The following is a 16,755-nucleotide window of genomic DNA, read 5'->3' as shown; positions in this document are numbered from 1 at the left end:
GCGCCGTCATGTCACCAAGGCGGCGGACCGTGCATGGAGTTGGCGGGCGCGGGGTGGAGGTGGAGCGGGGTGGAGGTGGGGTACAGCCTGCTGTACCCGGGCTGTCTCGCTGGCCGGATCGTTCCGGGCGGTGATCGTTCGTAGCGTCGACGCATGCCGAAAGGCACTGCGCCAAAGGCCCTACGAACCAAGGAGCTTCCCGTGTCCGACCCCTACCGCGGCCTCGTGGCCCCCGAGACCTCCCGGACGCAGCCGTCCGCCGGCGCCGAGGGCGGGGTCGTACGTCCTCTGCTGTGGACGCTGCTGCTGCTCGGCGCCGTCTGCAACATGGTGAGCTCGTCGGTCGGCGGTGCCGCGATGCCCGTCGGAATCGGCTTCGGCGTCGTCACCCTCGCCTGTGCCGCAGCACTCGTCGCCCACCACCGCCTGCGGGGGCGGTCATGAGGACCACGACACTGCATGCGCCCGCCGTGGAACTGGCCGGTGTCACCAAGACGTATCCCGGAGGCGTCCGGGCGCTCGACGAGGTGTCCCTCGCCGTGGAGCGCGGCACGTTCCTCGCCGTGATGGGACCGTCGGGGTCGGGCAAGAGCACACTGATGCACTGCGCGGCCGGTCTGGACTCGCCTACCGGCGGACGTGCCTTCATCGACGGCACGGAGATCGGCGGGCTCGACGAGACCCGCCGCACCGAACTGCGCAGGCGGAGCGTCGGCTTCATCTTCCAGTCGTACAACCTGGTGCCGTCGCTGAGCATCGAGGACAACATCATGCTGCCGCTGCGGCTCGCCGGCCGGAAGCCGGACCGGGAGTGGGTGCGCGGCCTGGTCGAGCGGGTCGGGATGACCGGGCGGCTGTCGCACCGGCCTGCCGAGCTCTCCGGCGGCCAGCAGCAACGGGCCGCGATCGCCCGGGCGTTGGCGGCCAGGCCCGCAGTCGTCTTCGCCGACGAGCCGACGGGTGCGCTGGATCTGCGGACCGCCCGCGAGGTGCTCGCGCTGCTGCGCGACCTGGTGGACGGCCTCGGCCAGACCGTTGTGATGGTCACCCACGACCCGGCCGCGGCCGCGCGGGCCGACCTGGCGATGGTCATGGCCGACGGGCGGGTCGTCGACACGCTCAAGCGGCCCACCGCCGCCGAGCTGGCCACCTGCATCACGACGCTGGAGACGGAGTAGACGATGCTGTATTTCGCGTGGCACATGGCGCGCCGCAGGATCGCCGCGCTACTGGCTGTGGTGTGCGCGACGCTGGGCGGCGCGGCGATGGTCACCGGCATCGGCGTCCTCGCCGAGTCGGGATGGCGCTCGCACGGGCCGGTCGAGCGGCTCGGCGGCGCCGATGTCGTCGTCTCGGCCGGCCAGACCTTCCATCCCGACGGGGACCTGCCGATCACGCTGCCGGAACGCGCCAAGGTGCCGGGCGACCTCGCCGGCCGGCTGGCGAAGCTGCCCGGTGTCGCAAGCGCGGTCGGCGATGTGAGCTTCCCCGCCGCGGTCGTCACCGAGGGCGGTGCTGCCGCGCCGGCGGTCGATCCCAGCGTCAACGGGCACGGCTGGTCCTCGACCGCCCTGCTCGCAGAGCCGCGCGTGGTCGGCAACGCACCGGCCGGTGCGGGCGAAGTGGCCCTGGACGACGGCGCCGCCGCCGCGGCGGGTGCGCGGCCCGGCGACCGGATCAAGGTCATCGCCTCCGGTCGCTCGGCCACCTACCGGGTCTCGGCCGTGGTCGAGGCCGAAGGCAGCGGCGTCTACTTCGCCGACGCCACGGCGGCGAAGCTGGCCGACCACGGCTCCGGCTCCGGCTCCGGCTCCGGCTCCAGCTCCGGCTCCAGCTCCAGCTCCAGCTCCAGCTCCAGCTCCAGCTCCAGCTCCAGCTCCAGCTCCAAGAGCGTCGACCTCGTTGCCGTACGAGCCGACGAGGGCGCCGATGTCTCGGCGGTCGCCGCCGAGGTCCGCAAGGCCGTCCGGGGCGGCGGCTCGACCGGGTTGACCGTGTCCACCGGAGCGGCCCAGGGCGACGCCGAGTCGCCCGGCACGACGGCCGCCCGGTCCCTGCTGCCCGTCATCGCGGGGTCGCTGGCCGGAGTCACCCTGCTGGTGGTCGGCTTCATCGTGGGCGGCGCGCTGTCCGTGTCGATCGCGGCCCAGCGCCGGGAACTCGCCCTGATGCGTGCCGTCGGGGCCACGCCACGGCAGATCCGCCGGCTCGCCGCCGCCCAGGCTGCCATCGTCGCCCTCGCCGCCGCCGTGCCCGGTGTCGCCCTCGGCTACCTCCTGGCGGAACGGTTCCGGGAGCTGCTGGTGTCGACCGGGATGCTCCCGTCCGCCCTGCCGCTGACCCTCAGCCCGCTGCCCGCGGTCGCGGCCGTGCTGCTGCTGGTCGGCGTCGTCACCGTCGCGGCCCGGTGCGCCGCGTGGCGTACGTCCCGTATGCCGGCCACCGAGGCGGTCGCGGAGTCGCGCAGCGAACCCCGTGCCCCCTCGAAGCTGCGCGCCCGCATCGGTCTGGGACTGATCGTCGTCGGGACCGGAGTCTCCGTCACACCTCTCCTGGCCCGTTCGCAGGCCGGGGCGGCGGCCACCGCCCTGGCCGGGATCCTCGCGGCGATCGGCCTCGCGCTGGCCGGCCCGGTCCTGGTCGGAAGCGTCAGCCGGACGCTGGCGCGGAAGCTGCCGGCGAACACGCCGGCACCGACCTGGCTGGCTGTCGCCAACAGCCACGGTTACGCGCTGCGCGCCGCCGGGGCCATCAGCACCCTCGCGATGGCCGTGGTCTTCACCCTCACCTACACGCTCACCCAGACCACCGTGCTCGCGGCAACGTCCGGCGACCTCCACGACGGCACCCGGGCGCAGCTCGGCGTGAGCGCACCCGGACTCGGGGGTGTGCCCGACGACCTGCTCGGCGCCGTGCGGTCCACGCCCGGCGTGCAGGCCGCCGCCCCGGTCACCACGACCACCGCCCTGTGGCCGTACAAGATGATGGGCGAGAACGAGATCGAGAGCAGCTCCGCGCTGGTCCTGACCCCGGAGGCGCCGGGCGTCCTCGACCTCGACGTGCGGACCGGCAGCATGGCGGGGCTCACCGGCGAAACCGTCGCCGTCGGAACCGACGTCGCCAGGTCACGCGACGCGCAGGTGGGCCGCCAGGTGAAGCTGGTCCTCGGCGACGGCACTCAGGTCACCGCCCGCGTCGTGGCCACGTACGCCCGTGAACTCGGCTTCGGTCCCCTGGTGCTCTCCCGGGACCTGGCCGCCGGCCACACCACCACGGGACTCGACCAGTCCGTCCTGATCCGTACCGACGGCACCGACGCGGCTCAACGCAACGTCGCCGAACTGGCCGCGTCCCGGCCGGGCCTGGCTCTGGACGACAACGGAGCCGAGCCGGGGGGCGTGGGCGGCGCGTCGCCCGAGTTGTGGATCAACATCGCCGTGCTTGCTGTGCTGCTCGGCTATCTCCTGCTCGGCATCGCCAACAAGCTCATCGCCACCACCGCCGCGCGGCGCAGCGAACTCGCCACGCTCCAGCTGATCGGCGCGACTCCGGCCCAGGTCCGAGTGATGATGCGACGCGAGGCGACACTGATCGCCGGCCTGGCGCTCATCACCGGCCCGCTGCTGTCCGTAGTCCCGCTCGCGCTGCTGTCCGTCGGCTTCCTCGACCGCCTCTGGCCCGCGGGACCCGTCTGGCTGCTGCCCGCCATCGCGGTCGTGGTCGCCGGCATCGCCTTCCTCACCATCGAACTGCCCACCCGCCAGGCACTGCGCACCCCGCCCGCCCAGGCGCTCGCCCGCGCCTGACGCCGGGTCGCCCACGGAGGACACCGGCAAGGCCGGGACCCGGCCGGACAGGCGGGTGGGGACTTGGAAGGCGTGTTGGGGTCACCCCTCACGAGTCCGAATCTCGTATCCTCCGCAATTGCTCTCGCCGGGCAATGCGTTGAAGGGCCCCACCGTTCGCGGTGGGGCCCTTCGGCGTTGTGCGTCGTCATGGGCTTTCTGCGGCTCCCGGCCCATGCACGGTCGCCGCGGTGTTACGTGCGCCATGCATGCCTCCGGCCCGTACGCTGAGACAGGTGACGCGCTTGATCGTGGCAGCCGGAGGAGGGGGCGACGCAGTCGCCGCCGCAATGCTCGATGCCGCCCTGTACGGCGGCCGGAGTCCGGCGGTGATCCTCACGTACGCGTGGGACCGACTCTTGATCGACCCTGTACCGGGCCCACGGGGGCCGGCCGACTTCACCGGCCTCCACCCCCTCACCAGAAGCGTTCAGACCGTCCCCGCCGACGCGAAGCCGGTGGCCCCCGCAGGCTCGACACTCCCCCTGCTCGCCGCCGAACTGCCGCACACCTTCGCCCTGATCGACCCGCACCACGGCGCCGAGGGCATCACCCGCCAGCTCGAAGAACTCGTCCAGCACCTGGCCCCCGAGTCCATCGACCTCCTGGACGTCGGCGGCGACGTCCTCGCCCGCGGCGGCGAACCCACACTCCGCAGCCCTCTGGCCGACGCCCTCACGCTGGCAGCGTGCTGCCAAGTCAACGCATCCGTAAGGCTCTTGATCGCCGGTCCGGGCCTCGACGGAGAGCTGGCCGCCGCCGATCTACGCGACCGCATGGGCCCATCCGTCCTGACACTCACAGCCGAGCACGTCGAACCGGTCAGCTCGGTACTGGACTGGCACCCGTCGGAAGCCACGGCCATGCTCGCGGCCACCGCCCGAGGAATCCGCGGGCTGTGCGAAGTCAGGGGCGCAGGCCTGCCAGTGCCGCTCACCGACGAGGGCCCCACCGTCCACGAAGCCGACCTGGACGATGCCCTCAACCGCAACGAGCTCGCCCGCGCCCTCCTCGCGACGGAAACGCTCGACGAGTCCGAGCAGCACAGCCGCGAAATCTGCGGCTACTCGGAGATCGACTACGAGCGCGACAAGGCCAGTTGGCTCGGCGCCCAGCCGGAACAGGAGCTCGACCCCGAGACCGCGCTCCGCCGGCTCGAGCAGTTCGAGGCCGAAGCCCGCGGCCGCGGCATCAGCCACACGACGTTTCGCCGGATCACCGAGGCCCTGGGCTTCAACGGCAAGCAGCGCCAGGACCTGCGAGCTCTCCTGATCAACAGCCGCCCGGAGCAGTACACAGCGCCGCTCTGGCGCATCCGCGCCGATGCCTGAATAACCACTCTCTCCACGGGCGCCGGCCCCACAGAGCCTCCTCCGACAGCCTGGCCCGGACCGGACCTCAGCGGGGGGCCAGCCCGTGGACCAGGTGACGGACGACGTCGTCAAGATCCTCCAGGACGGCGTCCGGGAATGAGCGGTGTGCCGCGAGGGCCGCGATGCCTTGCAGGGTGGCGATCGCGACGAGCGAGACCCGGGCAGGATCCCCCGGGACGACTTCGCCCCGGTCCTGCCCGTCCGCGACCATCCGCAGAAAGGCCGCCATGATGCGGTCGACTGCCGCGGTCAGCTCCTCCGGGGCGTTCGGGTCGTACTTGCGGGTCTGCATCACGTCCAGCAGTTCAGCGTTGTGGAGCGCGAAGTCCATGTAGGTCCTGGCGAACGTGACGAGCCGGCGCTCGAGCGTTTCTTCAGCGTCGTCGGCTTCTTCCAGGGAGCCCGCCAGGCGTTCGAAGCCGACCACCGCCAGCGCGTCGAGCAGCGCCTGCTTGTCCTTGAAGTGGCGCCCCGGTGCGGCATGGCTCACCCCGATCTCGCGGGCGAGTTCCCGCAGGGCAAGCGCGGCGGCGCCCTTCTCCCGCAGGGTGCGCTCTGCGCTGGTGAGCAGGGCGGAGCGAAGGTCTCCGTGGTGGTAAGGGCGTTTGACCATGTCCCTCAGCATATCCCGAATGTTGCCGTCGCCATCATTGTTGCCGTCGCCACCATTGTTGTCGTTGACAGCATTGTTGTCTACGTCTACATTCAAGGTGTGAGTACTGACTGGAACGCCACCCACCTCCCCGACCTCTCCGGCCGCACGGCCGTCATCACCGGAGCCAACAGCGGGCTCGGGATCATCACCGCCAAGCCCTCGCCCGGGCCGGCACCCGCTGGCTCGACTGTCCCTGCTCATCGGCAACAAGCTGATGGCCCAGGACTCCGAGGCCGGCGCGCTCCCGACCCTGTACGCCGCCACCCAGGACCTGCCCGGTGCCTGCTACGTCGGCCCCAAGGGCTTCGCTGAGCTGCGCGGCGCCCCGACACTGGTCGGTCGCACCCCCGCGGCCAGCGACCCCGAAGCCGCCAAGCGCCTGTGCACGATGTCCGAGGAACTCACCGGCACGACGTTCCCGCTCACCCTGGAGCACTCCCGACCGTCCTGAGGCGCCGAAGCCAGGCATGCACCCCGCGGGCACGCTCACCCGCAGCACGTCCTGATTACAGCCCCCTTCATTCATCCCTCTGTTCATCGTCTCCTTCTTCTGGAGCAGTCATGCGTGTGGTCATCTTCGGTGCGTCCGGCATGGTCGGGCACGGTGCGCTGCGCGCCTGCCTGCTGGACGAGGGCGTCACCGAAGTACTGGCGGTCGTCCGCAAGCCCTTGAACCTGGGGCACCCGAAGGTCCGGGAGATCGTCCACACGGACTTCACCGACTACTCGGCCATCCGGGAGGAGTTGAAGGATCTGGACGCCTGCTTCTTCTGCCTGGGCGTCTCCGCCGTCGGCCGCGGCGAGGACGAGTACACCCGTATCACCTACGACTACGCACTCGCCGCCGCCCGAGCCGTGAGCGCTGCCAGCCCTTCACTGACCTTCGTCTACATGTCCGGGCAGGGCACCGACAGCACGGAAAAGGGCCGTTCCATGTGGGCGCGGGTCAAGGGCCGCACCGAGAACGCCCTGCTGGCGATGCCGTTCCGCGCGTACATGTTCCGGCCCGGCTACATCCAGCCCGTGAGCGGCACCGTCTCCAGGACACCTCTGTACCGGGCTTTGTACCGGGTCACGGCACCTTTGTACCCGCTACTGCGTCGCCTGGTCCCCAACCACGTGACCACGACCGACGTCCTGGGGCGCGCGATGATCGCCGCCGTCCGCCTCGACGGCAGCGGCCCGTCGGTCCTGCACAACGGCGATATCAATCGTCTCGGCGCCGCCTGAGGACACCGCGCGCGGCAGGTGCGCGCGCTGCCCGACGGCAGCCCGGGATATGCGTGGACCCCAGAACTGGAGGTTCCGGGGTCCTGGCGACAACGCCTTGCCGTAAACGGGCTGAACGGCTGTCAGATGCCGGCGGTCTGCACCGTGACGAGGCTCGAGAGCTGCGAAACGGGCAGCGCGGGCGCGAGGGACTGGACAGTCCCGACGACGTCGCCGACGCTCACCGAGGCGCCGCGGCCGGCGACATCGGCACTGGCGCCGGCCATACCACCGGCAATGCCGTCCAGCTCGCTGTCGGAAATCTCGCCGGTCTCGACCTGAGGGGTGAAGTCCTTACGCATGACTTTCCCGTCCTTTCAATGCTCTGGGGGTTCATGAACTGGCGCCGGCCGGATTTAAAGCAAAGCAAAGGCCGGTTGAACGGTCGCCTGACACCCGAAACCGGGCTCCAATAATCAGGCTCCCGTGCTCGCCGATGCAATCACGCCAACGGACCGCCCGGCAACTTGCTGTCCGGTCTTTTCCCGGTGCACACCTCGTCACCACAACATGCCCTGAAGTGCAGCTTTACCTCCGCAAGGCTATGTCTGCATTTACCGCTCGACGGATACCCAGTGAGGCGAGATGGCATGAGATGTCTGCATCTTCTGCTTATCGATGCACAGGTGAATCAAAAACGGCATTTAACAGCTAGAGCCCCTGTGACCCAGAAGAAATGACTGCGCTGCGCGGAAAAACGCACGCACGAGAATGACCCCCACAACTGGACGAGAGGGCAATTTCGACAGCCTTCCGCCGGTTCTGCGGGAGTACGTCCTTCAATTCGGCGACCGGGGCCGCCTGTCCTGACCCGGTGTGACATGCCGCCTTTGGCGCAATGGGGGCGTTGGGCCGGTTGGCGGTGTCAGGCTGTGCGGGTTGAGCCGAACATCCGGCCGCCCCAGTGGAAACCTCCCGGAGACAGCCGCCCGTAGGTCCCTGACCAGCGGAACGAAGGGATACAGGCAGAGACGATGGAGGGTGAGCGAAAGCCGAGCACGGTCGAGGTGGACCGATCGGAGGGATTCGGTGAGCGGTTGCTGGGTGTGCTGCTGGACCGGGCTCACGAGATGCCGCCACGGCTGATCGCCCCGCTCGTCGCCGAAGAGGTGGCCAGGATCGGTGGCCGGGACCTCTCCATCCTCCTGCAGGACTACGAACAGATGCTCCTGGTGCCGCTGCCTGGCCGACGGCTGACGGTCGGTGGCCCCGAACCGATCGAGAACTCCTCCGCCGGCACGGCGTTCCTGAGCCGCAGAGCCGTAGAGGTGCCACAGGACGGCAGTGTGCGGATGTATCTGCCGCTGCTGGACGGCAGTGCCCAGATCGGGGCGATGGCCGTCACCCTGGACGGCGTCGACGACGACGGCCGGCGGCTGCTGCGCAGACTCGCCAGTCTGGTCGCCGACATGATCGTCACCAAGGGCGCCTACACCGACGAGTTCTTCCAAACCCGCCGGCGCGCACCGATGAACGTGGCCGCCGAGATCCAGTGGTCGCTGCTGCCCCCGCTGTCCATGACCGTCCCGCAGGTTGAACTGGCCGGAATTCTGGAACCCGCCTACGACGTGGCCGGTGACAGCTTCGACTACGCCCTCAATGGCGACATCCTGCACGTGGCCATGATCGACGCGATGGGCCACGGGCTGAACGCCGCGACCATGGCGACGGTAGCCATCGGCGCCTATCGCCATACCCGACGCTCCAACACCGATCTGCCCCAGGTCTACGAGTTCATGGACAGAGCCATCAACGAGCAGTTCGGGCCTGACCACTTCGTCACCGCGCAGATGATGTGCCTCAACGTCGCCACCGGCCATCTGCAATGGGTCAACGCCGGCCACCCGGCACCACTGCTGATCCGCGACCACGCCGTGGTGGACCGGCTGGAGAGCCCGACCACGTTGCCGGTCGGCTTCGGCGGGGAGCAGCCGCAAGTCAGCGAGCGGATGCTGGTACCCGGGGACCGGGTGCTGTGCTTCACCGACGGGCTGGTCGAGGAGCACGAGGTCGGCGGGGAACCCTTCGGTGAGGACCAACTCATCGAGTTCACCGACCGGGCCGTCCGTGAGCATGCCGCGGTGCGGACGGTAGTGCGCACGCTGTCCCACGCGCTGAAACTGGAACGAGGCGGCATCACCAGCGACGACGCGACCATCCTCCTCATCGAGTGGCGCGGCGGCGACGCCGGTCATCTCGCCACCCTCGAGTGACCCGAAGGCCACTTCGACCGGTGCATGCTCAGACAGGAGAGCGCATGATCCAGGCAGCCGACATCCGCGAGTGGCGCAACCAGGATGTCGTTGACCCGAAAGGCCACAAGATCGGCGTGCTCGAAGCGGTCTACGTGGACACCACCACCGACGAACCGGCGATGGCCACCGTCCGGACCGGGATGCTCAACCGCCAGCGCCTGGCCTTCGTCCCCCTCGACGAGGCGATCCTCGGGCCCGGCTACGTCAAGGTCTCCTACGCAAAAGGACTGGTGAGGAAGGCCCCTTCGATCGGCACGGACGACGTACTGCCCGCCGAGCAGGAGGAATCGATCTTCCAGCACTACGGCATCCCCTACCGGCTGGGCGCCAAGGGTGAACGGCAACTCGCGCGGCGCTGACCGCCCGTGCTCGGTACAGCTCAACACAGTGGAGGTGTTCGGGTGATGGCGCTCTTCCTGCTTCTCGTCCTGGTGGCCGTCGTACTGGGAATCATCGGCGTGGCGGCAAAGGGCCTGGGTTATCTGTTGATCATCGGCATCGTGCTCCTGGTGGCCGATGTGGCCTTCATCGCCGTGCGATGGTCCCAGCGCGCCGGGCGGCGTCCCATCCGCTGACGGGGCTGACCGGTCGTGCCATGACCAAGGGTTATGGCTGCGGTAGAAAGCAAGTCTTGGACGTATGGGCGAAGTGCGGCGCAGAGTCGTGGCATCAGGCCGTACGCAGCTCAGAGCGGCGGCCGCACCGCAGCCGAAGGACGCTCCATGACCACCATCGCGACCGCCAAGGACGCCCTCGACGGGCGGAGGCTGATCGTCGTAGGCGCCGGCTCGCACGTCGGGAGGCAGCTCGCCGGGGCCGCATCGGCGGCGGGGGCCGAGCTGGTCCTGGCAGGGCCCGATGCCGCGAAGCTGGAGGCGACGGCGGCCGGTCTCGCCGGGCCGGCGCGGGTACAGCCGGTCGATCTGGCCGACGAGGACTCGATCGCCGCCCTCGCCGCGCAGGCGGGCTCCTTCGACCATCTGGTCTCCACGGCGGCGATGCCCGCCAACGGTCCGGTCGCCAGGCTTGAACTCGCCGCAGTACAGCGCGCGTTCGCGGCCAAGGTGATCGGTCCGCTGCTGCTCGCCAAGCATCTGGCGGGGCAGGCGAACGAGGGCGGCTCCTTCACCTTCTTCTCCGGCGTGGCCGCCTGGCGGCCCGCCCCGGAGCGGGTGGTGATGGCCACGACCAATGGCGCACTGTCCTTCCTGGTCGAGGCGCTCGCGGTGGAGCTCGCGCCGGTCCGGGTCAATGCCGTATCGCCCGGCATCGTGGACTCGGGGGCCTGGGACGGTCTCGGTGAGCGCAAGGAGGCCTTTCTGCAGGGCATCGCGGAGCGCAATCCGGCGCGGCGGGTCGGCACCCCCGACGACCTGGTCCGGGCCGTGCTGTACGCGATCGCCAATCCCTTCGTTACCGGCACCGTCCTGCACGTCGACGGCGGCGGCCGGCTCGCCTGACGCTCAATCGAGGAAACGGCACGTGACATCGGTCGTTCGGCCACGGCCACCGCCACGGCCGCGGGCCCGGACCGCATCGCGGTCCGGGCCTTGCCTGCGGAAGGGGGCGGCGGGACGGCGGCCCCGTGTCCAGTCGGCCGCCAGGTCCGGGGCCTACTCCGCGCGCGGGGAACTCTCGGACCAGTCCGCGCACAGCGCCCAGATCACGAAGATGCCGATCGCGATGCCGATGAGCCCCCAGAGCGGCAGGTACGGCAGCCAGATGAAGTTCATGATGATGATGAGGCTCGCCAGCACCACACCCACCGCGCGGGCCCAGCCCGCGTGCCTGAGGATGCCCACGCCGGTGACGGCAGCGATCGCGCCGATGATCAGGTGGATCCAGCCCCAGGCGGTCAGGTCCCACTCGAAGACGTAGCTGCCGATGCGCGTGTAGACGTCGTCCGCGGCTATGCCCGCGATGCCGTTGAGGATGCCGAGGATGCCGTCCACGAGGAGCAGGACTCCGGCGAACATGGTGCCGCCGGCCGCCCGTGCGTGGCCGCCGCCGGGAGCGGCGGTGGACCGGGTGGTACCGGACGAGGTCGATGCCTGCTGTGCCATGAGAGCTCCTAGGTCGGGATGACACCGAGCCTGAGCTGGGGCCTCCCGGACGACCACACGGACGCGTCCGTTCGGGTGAATTACCGGCACTTGCGTGACCCTGCGAGTACAGAGCGCATTCGCAATTTCGACCACGCGGGCACGCCTGTCCGGCTGGCCGCGCTGCGCGCGAGGTCGCCGAGGAGACCGGCGCGACCGTCAATCAGGTGGTCCTCGCCTGGCTGATCGGCGGCGAGATCCCCGTGATCGCGCTGGTCGGCGCCTCCTCGGTGGCGCAGCTGGACGAGAGCCTGGCCGCGGTGGACCTGGAGCTGACCCAAGACCAGCGGGCAAGGCTCGACGCGGCGGGGTGACACCCCCTCAGGCGGGCTGCTGCCAGGCAGGGCGCTCGGCGTCGTGCAGCAGTCCGACCAGGGAGCTGCGCGCCCGCGCCACCCGGGAGCGGACGGTGCCCACCGGGCAGCCGCTGACCAGGGCGGCCTCGGCGTACGGCAGTCCCAGCACCTGCGTGAGGACGAACGCCTCCCGTCGCTCGTCCGGGAGGGTCGCCAGGAGTTCGGCGAGAGCGATGCCGTCGTCGAAGCCCGGAAGATTCCGGGACTGGGCGCGCTCGGCAGCCAGCTGCCAGTCGTCCGTGTCCGCGAGCCGGGGGCGCGCGGCGGTGTAGCGGAGGCTGTCGATCACCGCGCGGCGGGCTATCGAGAGCAGCCAGGTACGGGCCGAAGAGCGCCCTTCGAAGCGGTGCAGGCTGCCCAGCGCCCTGAGGAAGGTGTCCTGGGTCAGATCGTCGGCGGCTTGCGGATCCGCGCTGAGGTAGGCGACGTACCGGCGTACGTCGCGGTGCAGTGCGCGCACGAACCGCTCCACGGCCAGCGGGTCACCGCCGCGGGCGGCGAGCGCCCACTCGGTGATCGCGTCGTCGTGACCGGTCGTACATCGCGGCATGGTCGAGGTGAGGGCAGCGTTCATCGCTTGTCGTCCTTCTCGGGAATCCGGGATCCGGACCGGCAGGTACGCGGGTCCGGTGAGTGGTACGGCCGCACGCGAAGGGCGCGGCCGATGCCCGAGCGCCGGGGCGGTCGGCCCCATGGCGGCATCGGGAAGCCGGCTGTCAGATGACAGCGGTCCCGGCGGGCGGACCCCGAGAAGTGAGGACGTGAACGAGCAGCAGTTGCCGGAGCGTAGGCGTGGCACGGTTTCGGCGGGCGCGGACACGTGGCCGGTGCGGCATCACGGGGACGCGGACCGGCAGACACAGCGGTGCGACGAGCCATCCGGCGACGGCGCGCAGGATCCGGAACGCGGCCCGCTCGCCGTACGCGAGCCAGAGGCCGCTCAGCAGCCCGGCCAGCAGGTGGGCGCCGAGCATTCCGGTCGACGACATGCCGCTCAAGTCGTGGCTGGTCGACGCCATGGACTCCATGGCGGAGCCGGCGTGGGAGCCCGCGTGGTGGTGCATGGGCTGTGCGGGCTCAACTGCCGTCTGGGAGAAGGAGAACGCGGTGTGCAGTGCGCTCTGGGCGACCAGGGCGAAGGCCACGACCGGGAACAGACCGTATTCCCGCCCGGCCAGGCACCACGCCGCCGCGCCCGTCACCGTGACTCCGGCGACCGGCGCCCACCAGGGAAGACCCGCATCCGACATGAGTACGTGGCCGATGGTGGCGAGCAGCACGCAGACGGCCGCGAACACCGCAGCCCGTACCGCGCGTACACCCCGTCCAGCAGTCATGGCGGGCTCATCCTTGCATTCGCCGCGAGTTCTTCAAGGGTGGGTACGCAACTTCCCGCGCCCTGCTCGTGGTTCGGCATGTGATTCAAGCCATAGAAATCTGCGGGAACTTGAGGGGCCGTCCGGCCGACTCCTGGCACGACTGGGACCCGGGTGGAACCGTCCGGGGCGCAACGGGCCCGGGTCGGCAACAGGATGGAGAGGTGCCTGTGGGGGCGGAGCAGAAGGTGGTGGACGCCGCGGCGGGCACCAGCCGTCGGACGAGTGCCACGACGGCGCTGCTGACCTGTGCCATGGCGTTCTCGATGATGCAGCTGTTCCTGCTCGGGGCGCTGGGCCCGCGGCTGGTGAACGAGCTGGATGTATCGCCCACCGTGCTCGGTCTGACGACGACCATCGGCTTCGGCGCCGCGGCCGTGCTCTCGCCGGTCGGCGGCCGGGTGGTCGACCGGGTGGGGCCGCGCCGCTGTCTGGTCGCGCTGCTCATCGTCTCCGCCGTGGCGCTGGCACTGATCGGATCGGCGCCCGGCGTCGGACTGCTGCTGGCGGCGGTCGCGCTCGGCGGGCTGCCGCAGGCGCTGGCCAACCCGGCCACCAACAAGGCGATCCTGGCCACCGTGCCGCCCCAGCGGCGCGGCTCTGTGACCGGGATGAAGCAGTCGGGCGTACAGCTCGGGGCGTTCGCCGCGGGTCTGCCGCTCGCCGCGCTGGCCGGGGTCGCGGGCTGGCAGGGCGCGGTGTGGACGGCAGCGGGGGCGGCGGCGCTGGCGGCCCTCTGGGCGGCGCGTGGACTGCCGGCCGATCCGCCGCCGGTCCTCGCCGGACCGCACTCGTCGCTGGTGCCCCGGGGTGCGATCGCCTGGCTCGCGGTGTTCTCCCTCCTGCTCGGCTGCGGAATCGCTTCGGTCAACACGTATCTGGCGCTGTACGGCGCGCAGCGGCTCGGCCTCGGCCCCACGGCCGCCGGTGCGCTCGTGGCCGTACTGGGTGTCGCGGGTGTCGCGGGCCGGGTGGGCTGGTCGAAGGCGGCCGGGCATCCCGGCCGCGCCGTATGGCTGCCGGGCGTTCTCGCCGCGGGGTCGGTGGCGGCGGCGCTGCTGCTGGCGGCCGCGTCGTTCGTGCACCCGCTGGCGTGGGTGGCGGCGGTCGCCGTCGGCGTCTTCGCGGTCGCCGCCAACGCGGTGTCGATGGTGCTGGTCATGCAGCGTGCGACGCCCGGGCGGGCGGGACAGGACTCGGCGCTGGTCTCTGCGGGGTTTTTCGCCGGGTTCGCGGTCGGACCGCCGCTGTTCGGCCTGCTGGCCGAGTCCGGGCACTACGGGACCGGGTGGCTGCTGGTCGCGGGCGAGTTCGCGGGGGCGTGTGCGGTCGCGGTGTGCTGGGCCGTACGGGACCGGCGCGAGGCACGCGCATGAGTACGCCGCGCTGGGCCGAACCCGCCCTCGCCACGGTCCTGGACCGGGTGGCGGTCACGCGGGCCGAAGTCGGCGACCGATTCCCGCTGTTCGCGGACCCGGACAGCGGGCGCTGGACGACGACCCGGCGCGGCTCCTGGACCGGCGGTTTCTGGGCGGGGCTGCTGTGGCTGCGGGCACGGCACACCGGTGACGAGGACGATCGCAACGCCGCCACGGAGTGCACCGCACGGCTCGCCGACTGGGTGGCCGCCGACACCGCGACCCGCGGCCTGATCCTCTGGTACGGCACCGCTCTCGCGGACGATCCCGGCGCGGCAGCACTGCGGGATCGCGCCGCCCACGCCTGTCTGGACGCCTTCGACGCCGAACTGGGCCTGATCCCCTGGGGATCGGCCTTCGGCGGCCCCAGGCTCGTGGCGCGCGCCGACGCGGTGCCGGGGATGGTGCCGCTGCTCGCTCCCGTGGACAGGAAGGCGGCCGAGGCCCATCTGCGTACGCACCTCGAACTCTGCGCCGGTCCGCCGCCCGGGTGGAGCCGGGGCCGGGCCTGGCTGCTGCTCGCGACGGCCGACGCCCTGCACCATCTCGACGTCCCTGATCTGCACGACACCGCCGCCGAGTTGACCGATTGCCGACTGGTCCCTCCCGCCGACGACGGCAGACCCGAGGGGCCACTCGACACCTCCGCCGCCGCCATCACGGCCGTCGCGCTGCTCAAACTCGGCCGGCGCGAGCGTGCCGTCGCGATCCTGGAGGAACTCGTCCGCGTGCATCTGTCGGGCAACGGCGCGCTGCTGGACGGCTGTTACGACCTGGGCGAGGGCATCGCCACGCGGCATGAGCTGGTGTGGGGCGACTTCTTCCTCGCCTTTGGGCTGGCGGTGCTCACGGGGTTGGCCGGCAGCTACGACGTCTAGCGTGGGCTGGGGGTCTCCCGCGGGCCCGATTTGAGCACCCGCCGCGCCACGGACGTGATGTGCAGCTCGTCCGGGCCGTCGAGTATCCGCGCCATCCGTCCCGTACGGAACAGCGCGGGCAGCGCCGTGTCGGGGCCGAGACCCGCCGCGCCGTGCACCTGGATCGCCGCGTCCGCGACCTGCTGGAGCATGCGGGCCGCCGCGACCTTCGCCAGGCCCACCTCCACATGGGCGTCGCTCCCGGCGTCGAGGTGCGCCACCGCCTCGTACACCAGCGGACGGGTGGTGCGCAGGGCGAGCAGCGCCTCGAAGACATGACGCTGGACGAGCTGGAGGTCACCGAGCGGTCCACGTGACCGGGTACGGGTGATCGCCCGCTCGCGCATCAGGTCGAAAGCGCGCGTTGCCTGGCCGAGCCAGCGCAGACAGCGCAGGGTGCGACCGAGCTGGAGCCGCTCGCCGGCGATCGCCAGGGCCTTGCCGCGCTCGCCGAGCAGATGGTCGCCGTCCACAGGCACCGCGTCCAGGGCGATCTCCCACTGACCGCCGGCCCCCAGCACGGGCAGTTCCCGCACCACCCGGAAGCCTGGTGACTCCGTGCCGACGAGCAGCAGCGAAAGACCTTCGCGATCCGGCGCCACCCCGTCGGTGCGGGCGAGGACGGTGACCAGGTCGGCGTCGGCGGCTGCGCTGGTGAACCACTTGCGGCCGCTGACGCGCCACGTGCCGTCCGCGGCGGGCTCGGCGCGGGTTTCTGTGAGGAAGGGGTCGGTGCCGGGGGTGTCGGGTTCTGTCATGGCGTAGCAGGAGCGGATCTCGCCCGCGACCAGCCGCTTCAGATACTGGTCGCGTACGCGCGCGCTGCCGTGCCGCCGCAGCATCAGCGCGTCCAGCAGGGACGCGGAGCCGAGTACGACCGGCCCGTGGTCGCTGGCGCCCTCGGCCTCTGCGATATGCGCGTACGACAGGAGGGGCAGCCCCTGGCCGCCGAGTTCGACGGGGAGGGGCAGCGCCCACAGGCCCTGCTCCTTGGCCTCGTCCCGGAGCCCGCCCAGCACTGCGGCGGCGTCCGGGCCGCCCAGGTCGAGCACGGGCTCCCGCGGAATGACCCGGTCCCGTACGAAGTCGCCGACGCGGTCCCTCAACTCCCGTACACCGGAGGGACATGGGGGAAGTCCAGCCGTCGCCGACGCCTCGTGGTGCACCACTTTCCTCCGCCTTCCGGGAA

17 protein-coding genes and 2 pseudogenes are annotated in these 16,755 nt (G+C 71.0%); 13 read left to right on the top strand and 6 right to left on the bottom strand.

Annotation, left to right across the window (positions count from 1 at the left end):
• The first annotated feature begins 201 nt into the window (after positions 1 to 201).
• The 4 genes from ACFYWY_RS06090 to ACFYWY_RS06075 all read left to right on the top strand — a co-directional run bounded on the left by ACFYWY_RS06090 (position 202) and on the right by ACFYWY_RS06075 (position 5,176).
• Entirely contained in the window at positions 202 to 444 is a 243-nt protein-coding gene (locus ACFYWY_RS06090; protein WP_389180377.1) for a hypothetical protein, read from the top strand.
• Positions 441 to 1,178, top strand: coding sequence for an ABC transporter ATP-binding protein (locus ACFYWY_RS06085; protein WP_389180374.1), 738 nt, complete (start codon positions 441 to 443; stop codon positions 1,176 to 1,178). The genes ACFYWY_RS06090 and ACFYWY_RS06085 overlap by 4 nt, the downstream gene beginning before the upstream one ends.
• A gap of 3 nt (positions 1,179 to 1,181) precedes the next feature.
• Positions 1,182 to 3,806, top strand: coding sequence for an FtsX-like permease family protein (locus tag ACFYWY_RS06080; protein ID WP_389180371.1), 2,625 nt, complete (start codon positions 1,182 to 1,184; stop codon positions 3,804 to 3,806).
• A gap of 329 nt (positions 3,807 to 4,135) precedes the next feature.
• On the top strand, positions 4,136 to 5,176 hold the full coding sequence (locus ACFYWY_RS06075) for a DUF1152 domain-containing protein (RefSeq protein ID WP_389180707.1): 1,041 nt from the start codon (positions 4,136 to 4,138) through the stop codon (positions 5,174 to 5,176).
• Positions 5,177 to 5,243: 67 nt separating this feature from the next.
• Here the strand turns inward: ACFYWY_RS06075 and ACFYWY_RS06070 are convergent, their stop codons facing one another.
• Positions 5,244 to 5,831 carry a TetR/AcrR family transcriptional regulator gene (locus ACFYWY_RS06070; RefSeq protein ID WP_389180368.1) on the bottom strand — a complete coding sequence of 196 codons (588 nt, stop codon included), beginning with the start codon at positions 5,829 to 5,831 and terminating at the stop codon, positions 5,244 to 5,246.
• A 244-nt stretch (positions 5,832 to 6,075) separates the two neighbouring features.
• Here ACFYWY_RS06070 and ACFYWY_RS06065 point away from each other — a divergent pair.
• Together ACFYWY_RS06065 and ACFYWY_RS06060 are read left to right on the top strand one after the other, a co-directional pair.
• A pseudogene (locus ACFYWY_RS06065) lies at positions 6,076 to 6,324 on the top strand (oxidoreductase); the annotation flags it as partial.
• A 110-nt stretch (positions 6,325 to 6,434) separates the two neighbouring features.
• Positions 6,435 to 7,103 (top strand): NAD(P)H-binding protein, encoded by a 669-nt coding sequence (locus tag ACFYWY_RS06060; RefSeq protein WP_389180365.1) that lies wholly within the window; start codon positions 6,435 to 6,437, stop codon positions 7,101 to 7,103.
• 122 nt (positions 7,104 to 7,225) lie between these two features.
• Here ACFYWY_RS06060 and ACFYWY_RS06055 read toward each other — a convergent pair whose 3' ends face one another.
• Entirely contained in the window at positions 7,226 to 7,444 is a 219-nt protein-coding gene (locus tag ACFYWY_RS06055; protein ID WP_389180362.1) for a hypothetical protein, read from the bottom strand.
• Between the two features lie 672 nt (positions 7,445 to 8,116).
• Here ACFYWY_RS06055 and ACFYWY_RS06050 point away from each other — a divergent pair.
• The 4 genes from ACFYWY_RS06050 (at position 8,117) to ACFYWY_RS06035 (ending at position 10,857) form a co-directional block, all read left to right on the top strand.
• Entirely contained in the window at positions 8,117 to 9,355 is a 1,239-nt protein-coding gene (locus ACFYWY_RS06050; protein WP_389180359.1) for a PP2C family protein-serine/threonine phosphatase, read from the top strand.
• A 44-nt stretch (positions 9,356 to 9,399) separates the two neighbouring features.
• A complete protein-coding gene (locus tag ACFYWY_RS06045) occupies positions 9,400 to 9,756 on the top strand; it encodes a PRC-barrel domain-containing protein (protein ID WP_389180356.1) in 357 nt (118 codons plus the stop codon).
• A gap of 45 nt (positions 9,757 to 9,801) precedes the next feature.
• A complete protein-coding gene (locus ACFYWY_RS06040; RefSeq protein WP_389180353.1) occupies positions 9,802 to 9,972 on the top strand; it encodes a hypothetical protein in 171 nt (56 codons plus the stop codon).
• 147 nt (positions 9,973 to 10,119) lie between these two features.
• Positions 10,120 to 10,857, top strand: coding sequence for an SDR family oxidoreductase (locus ACFYWY_RS06035; RefSeq protein ID WP_389180350.1), 738 nt, complete (start codon positions 10,120 to 10,122; stop codon positions 10,855 to 10,857).
• 153 nt (positions 10,858 to 11,010) lie between these two features.
• On the opposite strand, the gene ACFYWY_RS06030 is transcribed toward ACFYWY_RS06035, so the two are convergent.
• Positions 11,011 to 11,460, bottom strand: a complete 450-nt coding sequence (locus ACFYWY_RS06030; protein WP_389180347.1) for a hypothetical protein — start codon at positions 11,458 to 11,460, stop codon at positions 11,011 to 11,013.
• A gap of 123 nt (positions 11,461 to 11,583) precedes the next feature.
• On the opposite strand from ACFYWY_RS06030, the pseudogene ACFYWY_RS06025 reads away from it, so the two are divergent.
• Positions 11,584 to 11,813: pseudogene (locus tag ACFYWY_RS06025) on the top strand (aldo/keto reductase); the annotation flags it as partial.
• 7 nt (positions 11,814 to 11,820) lie between these two features.
• Here the strand turns inward: ACFYWY_RS06025 and ACFYWY_RS06020 are convergent.
• Both ACFYWY_RS06020 and ACFYWY_RS06015 read right to left on the bottom strand, forming a co-directional pair.
• On the bottom strand, positions 11,821 to 12,429 hold the full coding sequence (locus tag ACFYWY_RS06020) for a sigma-70 family RNA polymerase sigma factor (RefSeq protein WP_389180344.1): 609 nt from the start codon (positions 12,427 to 12,429) through the stop codon (positions 11,821 to 11,823).
• A 142-nt stretch (positions 12,430 to 12,571) separates the two neighbouring features.
• Entirely contained in the window at positions 12,572 to 13,192 is a 621-nt protein-coding gene (locus ACFYWY_RS06015; protein ID WP_389180341.1) for a hypothetical protein, read from the bottom strand.
• A 293-nt stretch (positions 13,193 to 13,485) separates the two neighbouring features.
• On the opposite strand from ACFYWY_RS06015, the gene ACFYWY_RS06010 reads away from it, so the two are divergent.
• Positions 13,486 to 14,607 (top strand): MFS transporter, encoded by a 1,122-nt coding sequence (locus tag ACFYWY_RS06010; RefSeq protein WP_389180704.1) that lies wholly within the window; start codon positions 13,486 to 13,488, stop codon positions 14,605 to 14,607.
• On the top strand, positions 14,604 to 15,527 hold the full coding sequence (locus ACFYWY_RS06005) for a sugar ABC transporter permease (RefSeq protein WP_389180338.1): 924 nt from the start codon (positions 14,604 to 14,606) through the stop codon (positions 15,525 to 15,527). The genes ACFYWY_RS06010 and ACFYWY_RS06005 overlap by 4 nt, the downstream gene beginning before the upstream one ends.
• On the opposite strand, the gene ACFYWY_RS06000 is transcribed toward ACFYWY_RS06005, so the two are convergent.
• Positions 15,524 to 16,732 carry an acyl-CoA dehydrogenase family protein gene (locus ACFYWY_RS06000; protein WP_389180701.1) on the bottom strand — a complete coding sequence of 403 codons (1,209 nt, stop codon included), beginning with the start codon at positions 16,730 to 16,732 and terminating at the stop codon, positions 15,524 to 15,526. The two genes, ACFYWY_RS06005 and ACFYWY_RS06000, sit on opposite strands and share 4 nt — an antisense overlap.
• Positions 16,733 to 16,755 lie beyond the last annotated feature (23 nt).

The organism is Streptomyces sp. NPDC002870 (genome assembly GCF_042888505.1).
GTDB lineage: Bacteria > Actinomycetota > Actinomycetes > Streptomycetales > Streptomycetaceae > Streptomyces.
Note: the sequence above shows the minus strand (reverse complement) of the source record. Positions and strands in the feature narration are given on the sequence as shown.